The organism is Spirillospora sp. NPDC046719 (assembly GCF_040645715.1).
Classification (GTDB): Bacteria; Actinomycetota; Actinomycetes; order Streptosporangiales; family Streptosporangiaceae; genus Spirillospora.
On sequence record NZ_JBEYYT010000387.1, the window covers coordinates 1 to 9,025 of the forward strand.

7 protein-coding genes are annotated in these 9,025 nt (G+C 73.3%); 6 read left to right on the top strand and 1 reads right to left on the bottom strand.

The window, feature by feature from the left end; genetic code table 11:
• Nucleotides 1-997: 997 nt before the first annotated feature.
• The 5 genes from mihF (at nucleotide 998) to metK (ending at nucleotide 5,031) form a co-directional block, all read left to right on the top strand.
• Nucleotides 998-1,324: an integration host factor, actinobacterial type gene (gene mihF, locus ABZ914_RS40150; protein WP_021597647.1), complete on the top strand. Its 327-nt coding sequence runs from the start codon at nucleotides 998-1,000 to the stop codon at nucleotides 1,322-1,324.
• A 136-nt stretch (nucleotides 1,325-1,460) separates the two neighbouring features.
• Nucleotides 1,461-2,009, top strand: a complete 549-nt coding sequence (gmk, locus tag ABZ914_RS40155; RefSeq protein WP_190861798.1) for a guanylate kinase — start codon at nucleotides 1,461-1,463, stop codon at nucleotides 2,007-2,009.
• A 61-nt stretch (nucleotides 2,010-2,070) separates the two neighbouring features.
• Nucleotides 2,071-2,325 carry a DNA-directed RNA polymerase subunit omega gene (rpoZ, locus tag ABZ914_RS40160; protein WP_151542026.1) on the top strand — a complete coding sequence of 85 codons (255 nt, stop codon included), beginning with the start codon at nucleotides 2,071-2,073 and terminating at the stop codon, nucleotides 2,323-2,325.
• A gap of 124 nt (nucleotides 2,326-2,449) precedes the next feature.
• Nucleotides 2,450-3,670 (top strand): bifunctional phosphopantothenoylcysteine decarboxylase/phosphopantothenate--cysteine ligase CoaBC, encoded by a 1,221-nt coding sequence (gene coaBC / locus ABZ914_RS40165; protein WP_500199805.1) that lies wholly within the window; start codon nucleotides 2,450-2,452, stop codon nucleotides 3,668-3,670.
• Between the two features lie 167 nt (nucleotides 3,671-3,837).
• Complete coding sequence (gene metK / locus ABZ914_RS40170; RefSeq protein WP_190861793.1) at nucleotides 3,838-5,031, top strand: methionine adenosyltransferase; 1,194 nt, start codon at nucleotides 3,838-3,840, stop codon at nucleotides 5,029-5,031.
• Between the two features lie 379 nt (nucleotides 5,032-5,410).
• On the opposite strand, the gene ABZ914_RS40175 is transcribed toward metK, so the two are convergent.
• Nucleotides 5,411-7,081, bottom strand: coding sequence for a DUF8823 domain-containing protein (locus ABZ914_RS40175; protein WP_500199807.1), 1,671 nt, complete (start codon nucleotides 7,079-7,081; stop codon nucleotides 5,411-5,413).
• Nucleotides 7,082-7,232: 151 nt separating this feature from the next.
• Here ABZ914_RS40175 and ABZ914_RS40180 point away from each other — a divergent pair.
• Nucleotides 7,233-9,025 (top strand): primosomal protein N' (locus tag ABZ914_RS40180; RefSeq protein ID WP_500199809.1); only part of this gene is annotated, 1,793 nt, incomplete at its 3' end.

Consider the following 9,025-nt stretch of genomic DNA (forward strand, 5'->3'; position numbering starts at 1 on the left):
GGCTGTTTCCCGCTCCGCTGGCGCTCCGCGCGAAACAGCCTGACAGCCGGCGGGCAGGCCCGCTGCGCTCGCTGCACTCGCTCCGCGTGCCTGCCGGTGGCGGTGGCCGGGGTCTGGCCTTCCGCAGCGGTGGTCAGCCGGGTTCCCCGTCGTGGGGGCTCGGCCCTTCGCGGTGGTGCTCGGCGGGATTTCGCGTCTTGGCGGTAGCGGGGCCGGTCCTTCGCGGCGGTGCTCAGTCGAGTCCGCGGACGAGGTGAGGGGCGGCGGGATTGGGACGCGGGGGATGGATTTGGTTTTGGGGGTGGATTTAGCGCGGTGTTCTTGGGCGTGCGGGAGTGCGCATTGTCGTTTTACTTCGCTCGCGAATGCCGGGCCGGGGATCCGCAAAGCGATACGGGGGGACGGCGAAGTCGGTTCGACCCGATTCGCGGTCCCGGACGCCCGCGGGGTCCGGACGGGGCGTCCGGGCGCACCGAGGGGAGGCGGGCGTGCGCGGGATGGGAGCTGGGAGTGCGGGAGGAGGCGGCTCCGGTCTGCTGAACGATCTTGGCGGGTGTGCTGTCGAGGATGGCAGTTGCGGTGCGCCCGCGACGTGCGGAACGGCCCGGCGTGACGAGCGTCACTCGGTCGGGACGGGTTGTGGGGGACTTCACACCGGGCCCTCGCGGGGGGCCGGATCCCGGCCGGCGGGGGGTGGCGGGATCATGGTTCGGAGGCCCCCGGAGGGAGCGGACCGCCGCGCCGGGGCGGTGCCGAGTGCCGTAAATCGGGGCAGAAAGGGCGGATTTTCACGATCATGCGAAAGTCCCAGCAAGGCAAGGGGATGCGCCTCCGGAGGGTCCAAGTCGAGTACACTCTGTATTCAGGACACTCCAGGGAGTGATTTTCGTGATTTTGTGGCGGGCTAAACGGCACTTCACGTTGCCTTATGGGGCGTGAACTCGCTAGTTTCCCAACCCGTCCGACTCCGTCGAGTGGAAACCTGAGGTGACCCGGCGTGGCTCTTCCGCCCCTAACCCCCGAACAGCGCGCCGCAGCCCTGGAGAAGGCTGCCAAGGCTCGCAAGGAGCGGGCCGAGGTTAAGAACAAGCTCAAGCACGGGGGGACCTCGCTGGCCGAGGTTCTCAAGGAGGGTCAGTCCGACGACGTCATCGGGAAGATGAAGGTGTCGGCCCTCCTGGAATCGCTGCCCGGTGTGGGCAAGGTCCGTGCGAAGCAGATCATGGAGCGCCTGGGCATCGCCGAGTCCCGCCGCGTGCGGGGCCTCGGCGCCAACCAGCGCGCCTCCCTGGAGCGTGAGTTCGGCGGAAGTGCGAACCGCTGACGCGCGACTCACGGGCGGGCGCGGTGGCGAGGCCGCCGCGGCCGGGTCCGGGCTCCCCGGATCCGGCACCATCTCGCCCGGTTCCGGCGCACCCATCACTGCGCCGGAGGGCTCCGAACAACCGCATGGCCCGCTCATGTCCCGCCTGACGGTCCTGTCCGGACCGTCGGGCGTCGGCAAGAGCACGGTCGTCGCCGAGATCCGGCGCTCACACCCCCGGGTGTGGCTGTCGGTCTCGGTGACCACCCGGGCCCCCCGCCCGGGTGAGACCCACGGTGTGCAGTACTTCTTCGTCGACGACGCCGGTTTCGACCGGCTCGTCGCCGAAGGGGAGCTGCTCGAGTGGGCCGAGTTCGCGGGCAACCGCTACGGCACCCCGCGCCGGCCCGTGGAGGAGCGCCTCGCCCGCGGCGAGCCCGTCCTCCTGGAGATCGACCTGCAGGGCGCCCGGCAGGTCCGCGAGACGATGCCCGGGGCGCGCCTGGTCTTCCTCGCGCCGCCCAGCTGGGACGAGCTGGTCCGCCGCCTCACCGGCCGCGGCACCGAGCCGCCCGAGGTGATCGAGCGCCGGCTGGACGCCGCCCGCGTCGAGCTCGCCGCCGAGAAGGAGTTCGACGTCACCCTGGTGAACACGTCCGTCCAGGACGTGTGCGACGAGCTGCTAACCTTGATGGCTGGTCGTTAGTGTCGGCGACCGCCGTGACGGCGGCCGGCACCGCAGTGAATCACTAGTGGAAGGCCACGGAGTGGCAGCCAGCAGCGAAGGCATCACCAACCCGTCGATCGACGAGCTCCTCGAGGTCGTCGAGACCAAGTACGGCCTCGTGAGCATCGCGGCCAAGCGCGCCCGGCAGATCAACGCCTACTACGCCCAGCTCGGCGAGGGCCTGCTGGAGTACGTCGGCCCGCTCGTCGAGACCCAGGTGCAGGAGAAGCCCCTGTCGATCGCGCTCCGCGAGACGCGCGAGGGCCTCCTCAACGCCGAGCCGATCGAGGGCTGAGCGCCCCGGTCCGGGTGAGGCGGCCCGCCGTACCGGCGGGCGGCCCCGCCGATGCTCCCGGAGCGCCGCCCAGGCGGCGACCCCGGGTGCGACCGGCCCCCGGGCCTGATGGGACAGTGTCCGCATGACCTCCCGTAAGCCGCGCGTCGTCCTCGGTGTGAGCGCCGGGATCGCCGCGTACAAGGTGTGCGAGCTGCTGCGGCGGCTCACCGAGTCGGGCCACGACGTCACCGTCGTCCCGACCGAGGACGCGCTGCGCTTCGTCGGCGAGCCGACGTGGGCGGCGCTGTCGGGCAACCCCGTCTCCACCGCCGTGTGGGACGGGGTCGCGCAGGTCCCACACGTCCGCCTCGGGCAGGGCGCCGACCTGGTGTTCGTCGCCCCCGCCACCGCCGACCTGCTCGCCCGGGCCGCGCACGGCCTGGCCGACGACCTGCTCACCAACACCCTGCTCACCGCCCGCTGCCCGGTGGTGTTCGCGCCCGCGATGCACACCGAGATGTGGGAGCACCCGGCCACCCGGGCGAACGTCGCGACGCTCCGCGAGCGCGGCGCGATCGTGGTGGAGCCCGCGTCCGGCCGGCTGACCGGCAAGGACACCGGCCCCGGCCGGCTGCCCGACCCCGCCGAGCTGTTCGAGGTGGCCCGGCGCACCCTCGCCCGCGGGAGCGCGGACCGCGACCTCGCCGGGCGGCACGTGGTGGTGTCCGCCGGCGGCACCCGCGAGCCCCTCGACCCCGTCCGGTTCCTCGGCAACCGCTCGTCCGGCCTGCAGGGGTACGCGCTGGCCCGCACCGCGGTGGCCCGCGGCGCGCGGGTGACGCTCGTCGCGGCCAACGTGGCGCTGCCCGACCCGGCCGGCGCACACGTCGTGCCGGTGGGGTCCGCCGAGGACATGCGCAAGGCCGTGCTGGAGGCCGCGGGCGACGCCGACGCGGTGGTGATGGCCGCCGCCGTCGCCGACTTCCGCCCGGTCGACTACCGCGACTCGAAGATCAAGAAGACCGAGGGGGGCGAACCGGAGCCGATCCGGCTCGCCAAGAACCCCGACATCCTGGCCGAGCTCGGCGAGCGCCGCCGCGCCGGGCAGGTGATCGTCGGCTTCGCGGCCGAGACCGACGACGTGCTCGCCAACGGCCGCGCCAAGCTCGCCCGCAAGCGCAGCGACCTGCTGGTCGTCAACCAGGTCGGGACGGACCTCACCTTCGGCCGCCCCGACAACGCCGCGGTGATCCTCGGCGCCGACGGGTCGAGCACCGAGGTCGAGCGCGGCGCGAAGGAGGCCCTGGCCGACGTCGTCTGGGATCTGGTCGCCGCGCGCCTTGATCCCCTGCCCGCGGATTGACCGGAGGCTGCCCGACCGCGACCAACGCCATACCGGCGTCCGGAGCCGATCCCGCTAGACTGCGGGCTTACCACCCTTGAACGCCCGTGCGGGGAGGTCCCCGCCGAACTCGATGACATATCCGTCCTGCGACGTCAGTCAGCAGCCGCTGCAAGGAGTTCACGTACGTGTCTCGCCGCCTGTTCACCTCCGAGTCCGTCACCGAAGGACACCCGGACAAGATCGCGGACCAGATCAGCGACGCGATCCTCGACTCGATGCTCAAGGACGACCCGAAGAGCCGGGTCGCCGTCGAGACGATGATCACGACCGGTCAGGTGCATGTGGCCGGTGAGGTCACCACCGAGACCTATGTGGACATCCCCGGCGTCATCCGGGAGAAGATCCTCGAGATCGGCTACGACTCGTCCAAGAAGGGCTTCGACGGCCACTCCTGCGGCGTGTCGGTGTCCATCGGCGCGCAGTCGCCCGACATCGCGCAGGGCGTCGACGACGCCTACGAGACCCGCGAGGGCGAGGGCGTCGACGACCTGGACCGGCAGGGCGCCGGCGACCAGGGCCTGATGTTCGGCTACGCCACCAACGAGACCCCCGAGCTGATGCCGCTGCCGATCACGCTGGCGCACCGGCTCGCGCAGCGGCTGTCCGCGGTCCGCAAGGAGGGCACCGTCCCCTACCTGCGCCCGGACGGCAAGACCCAGGTCACCATCGAGTACGACGGCGACCGCGGCGTCCGCCTCGACACCGTCGTGGTGTCCAGCCAGCACGCTCCCGACATCGACCTGAAGGAGCTGCTCGCCCCGGACGTCAAGGAGCACGTCGTCGACCCGGTGCTCGCCCAGTTCGACCTGGAGACCGACGGCTACCGGCTGCTGGTCAACCCGACCGGCCGCTTCGAGATCGGCGGCCCGATGGGCGACGCCGGCCTCACCGGCCGCAAGATCATCGTCGACACCTACGGCGGCATGGCCCGGCACGGCGGCGGCGCGTTCTCCGGCAAGGACCCGTCCAAGGTCGACCGGTCCGCCGCGTACGCGATGCGCTGGGTCGCCAAGAACATCGTCGCCGCGCAGCTCGCCGACCGCGCCGAGGTCCAGGTCGCCTACGCGATCGGCAAGGCCCACCCGGTCGGCGTGTTCGTCGAGACGTTCGGCACCGAGAAGGTCGCCCCGGAGAAGATCGAGAAGGCCGTCGCCGACGTCTTCGACCTGCGTCCCGCCGCGATCGTCCGCGACCTCGACCTGCTCCGCCCGATCTACTCGCAGACCGCGGCGTACGGCCACTTCGGCCGCGAGGAGCCGGACTTCTCCTGGGAGTCCACGGACCGCGCCAAGGACCTGGCCTCCGCCGCCGGCCTCTGACGAGCCGTAAGCGTCCCTGACGCGCAGAAGGGCCCTGGAGCACCTCCAGGGCCCTTCCGCATGCCTGAGCCCTTCCTGACCGCTCTCAGCCCCGCCCGTGCTCCTCCGAGCCGCACAGCGGCGACCGGAGGCCCCGCAGGGGCCTCCGCGGTGTTTCTCGTGCCGCCCAGCCGCAGAGAAAGCAGGCCCCGCTCTTCGAAGCCGATCAGCGAGAGCCCCCCGGCGTCCGCCCGACCGCCTCAGCCGTCGCGCGAGCGCGTTATCTGACCGGTGGGGCGAAGCCGAAGGCGAGCCCCACCGGGAAGCTCGCGAAGCGAGGCCGCGCTCGCCGAAGACCAGTCAGGGGCCGAGCCGCTAGGCGAGGGCCCTGGGCTGGGATTCAAGAAACACAGTGGTTGCCGCGGTGGAGGCCGTAGTGGGCGGCGATGGTGTAGTGGCCGGGGCCCTTGGCGTTCATCCGGACGAAGTCGCCGGCGCGGGCGAGGCAGGCGTCGCCGCCGGTGACGCTGAGCCAGGGGGACCAGGAGACGCGGACGAGGACGGAGCCGGCCGCCGGCATCTCCACGGTCAGCTCGCCGGAGTCGAGGGTCTGGACGGTCGCGGGCGGGTCGACGAGCGGCGTGGGGTAGGCGACGCGGTAGAGCCGCCAGTGCTCGTCGTGCCAGACCTCCGCGAGGTACGGCTGGCCGGCCTTGACGAGCGCGGCCTCGCCCTTGCCGGACCAGTCGGCCTCCTGCTCGGGGAGCACGACGTACTGGACGGCCCATTTCTGCAGCCAGTCGTGGTAGCTGGCGGCGGTGAGGGCGCCGTCCTTGTAGAAGAGCTCGTGGCGTTCGGCGTCGACCTGGCGGTTCCAGCCGCGCGCGAGGATGAAGTGGCGGCTGAGGCCGGCGGCCTCCCAGTGGGAGCGGAGGGGGACGACCTCGATGCGGGTCCGCTGGGCGCCGAGGGCGTGGAGTTCGTCGACGAGGCCCTGGGCGTTGGCGGCGGCGGACGCGGCGGGGGTGGTGTGGACGAGGTCCTCGATGGGCTTCACGACCTGCCATGAGCCGGTGACGATGAACGCCAGGGACAGCACGGTGATGCGGACGCGGCCGTGTGCGCGCGCGACGGCGGACAGGCAGAACATCGCGCCGAAGACCAGCGAGAGGCGCTCGACGTTGCTGCCGACGGGGGAGGGGATCGCCCAGGTGAGCAGGATGCCCAGCAGGTAGACGCCGGCGCCGACGCGGACGAACCGCCAGCTCGGCGGGGCGAAGACGAGGATCGCGACGACGCTGATGATCGCCCACAGCACGATCGCGGTGAAGTCGATCGGCTGGACGCCGTTGAAGGGGAACAGCAGGCTCGTCGTGCCGACCACGACGGGCATGCCGATCGCGACGGAGACGCCGGCGCGGCGCCGTCCGGTGAGGAAGAGCGTGGCGGCGAGGACGAGCAGGAACAGGCCGGCGACGGGGCTGGACGCCGTGGCGAGCAGGCCGAGGCCGACCATCCCGGCGAATCGGAGCGCGGGCGTGCCGCGCGGGGTGAACGCGACGTGCACCGCCATCAGCGCGAACATGAGGCCGAGGCCGAACGTCACGCGGCCGGAGGCGGTGTTGCACGACAGCGCGAACGCGGCCCAGAGCGCGGCGGGCAGCGCCATGGGGGCCTTGAACCGCCTCAGGAGGTGCGCGGTGAGCCCCGCCGAGACGGTGCCGGCGACCACGGCGACGGTCCGGATGCCGAACAGCGCCATCAGGTACGGGGACAGGAGGCTGTAGGAGGCGGGGTGCATGCCGCCGTACCAGGCGAAGCTGTAGGCGGCGGTGGGGTGCTTCCAGGCGAAGTCGGTCCAGGCGGCCTGGGCGGCGAGGTCGCCGCCCTCGGTCGCCAGGTACAGGGCCCAGACCACGTGCATGACGGCGGCGGCGACCGTGGCGGCCACGACGGGGTTGCGGGGGTTGGTCCACCGCTTCCACCAGGACGCGCCGGGGCGGCCCGGGCGGGCCGATGACCCGGCCCGGTCCCGGGCGTCGGTCAGCTCTGGAGAATGCGCTGTGGTCACATCGCCTGCACGTGCTCGTCGGACGGCGGGAGCGCGAAGGGCGTCGGGCGACCCCGCTTGTTCGCGGATCGGCCTGATGCGCGCCCCGTTCAAACGGACCACACCATAGCGCGCGCCGCTGACCGTCGGGCTGATCTGGTAGGACGGGGACGTGACCGAGGACGGAGGCGGGGCGGACCTGATCCCGGGCCTGGACGACGTCCCCAGAGTGCCCGCGGGCAAGGCGCGGCAGGCGACGGCGGCGGCCGGCAGGGGCGGCGGGAAGGCCCCGAAGAAGGGGGCGCGGCGCCCGGCGGAGGAACGGCCCGTCGCGCGTGTCGCCGTCGACATGTCCCTCCCGCATCTGGACCGCCCGTTCGACTACCTGGTCCCGGTGGAGCTCGACGCGAAGGCCGTGCCGGGGTGCCGGGTGAGGGTGCGGTTCGCCGGGCAGCTCGTCGACGGGTTCCTGCTGGAGCGGGTCGAGGAGAGCGGCCATGACGGGAAGCTCCTGTACCTGGAGCGCGTGACGTCCCCGGAGCCCGTCCTCACCCCGGAGATCGCCTCGCTCGCGCGGGAGGTCGCCGACCGGTACGCCGGGACGTTCGCGGACGTGCTGAGGCTCGCCGTCCCGCCGCGGCATGCCCGCGTGGAGGCCGAGGCCGTCAAGGAGGAGACCGGCGAGCCGCCGGCGGCCGGGCCGGACGAGGGCGAGAACCCCTGGCTCGAATACCCGGCGGGCGTGTCGTTCCTGACGGCGCTGGCGGAGGGCAGGGCGCCGCGAGCGGTGTGGACGGCGCTGCCGGGCCCGGAGTGGGCGGCGGCCATCGCGCGGGCCGTGGCGGTGACGCTGCGCGCCGGGCGCGGCGCCCTCGTCGTCGTGGCGGACGGCCGCGACGTGGCCCGGGTCGACGCGGCGTTGTCCGCGGAGCTGGGGGAGGGGCGGCATGTCGCGCTGACGGCGGAGCTGGGTCCGGCCGAGCGGTACCGGCGGTGGCTGGCGGTGCTGCGGGGGAAGGCGCGGGCGGTGGTCGGGACGCGGGCCGCGATGTTCGCGCCGGTCGCCGATCTGGGCCTCGCCGTGCTGTGGGACGACGGCGATGACGTGCACGCTGAGCCGCACGCCCCTTATCCGCATCCGCGCGAGGTGCTGGCGCTGCGCGCGCACCGGGCGAAGGCGGGCGCGCTGATCGGCGGGTTCACCCGGACGACGGACGCGACCGTGCTGGTCGAGACGGGATGGGCGCACGCCCTGGCCGCCGACCGGGCGCGGGTGCGGCGGGCGATGCCGCGCGTCCGGTACGTGGGGGAGGACGCGCAGCTCGCCCGGGACGCGGCGGCGCGCACGGCGCGGCTGCCGAATCTGGCGTTCGAGGCGGCGCGGCGCGCGCTGGAGGACGGGCCGGTGCTCGTGCAGGTCCCCAGGCGCGGTTACGTGCCGGGCATCGCGTGCGGGCGGTGCCGTACTCCGGCGCGCTGCGTCGCCTGCCAGGGACCGTTGGCGTTGCCGTCGTCGCATGCGGCTCCTTACTGCCGCTGGTGCGGCCGTATCGCGGGCGACTGGCACTGCCCGGAGTGCGGCTTCTTCCAGGTGCGGGCGATCGTCGTGGGCGCGAAGCGCACGGCGGAGGAGCTGGGCCGGGCGTTCCCCGGCGTGCCGGTGCGGACGTCCGGGCGGGAGGCGATCCTGGAGCGGGTCGGACCGGAGCGGGCGCTGGTGGTGTCGACGCCGGGCGCGGAGCCCCCGGCCGACGGCGGCTACACGGCGGGGCTGCTGCTGGACGGCTGGGTGCTGCTGGGGCGGCCCGATCTGCGGGCGGGGGAGGAGACGCTGCGGCGGTGGATGAACGCGGCGGCGCTCGTCCGCCCGGAGGGGCCGGTGGTGGTGGCGGCCGAGGGCGCGCTGCCGGCCGTCCAGGCGCTCGTCCGGTGGGACCCGGTCACCTACGCCGAGCGGGAGCTGGC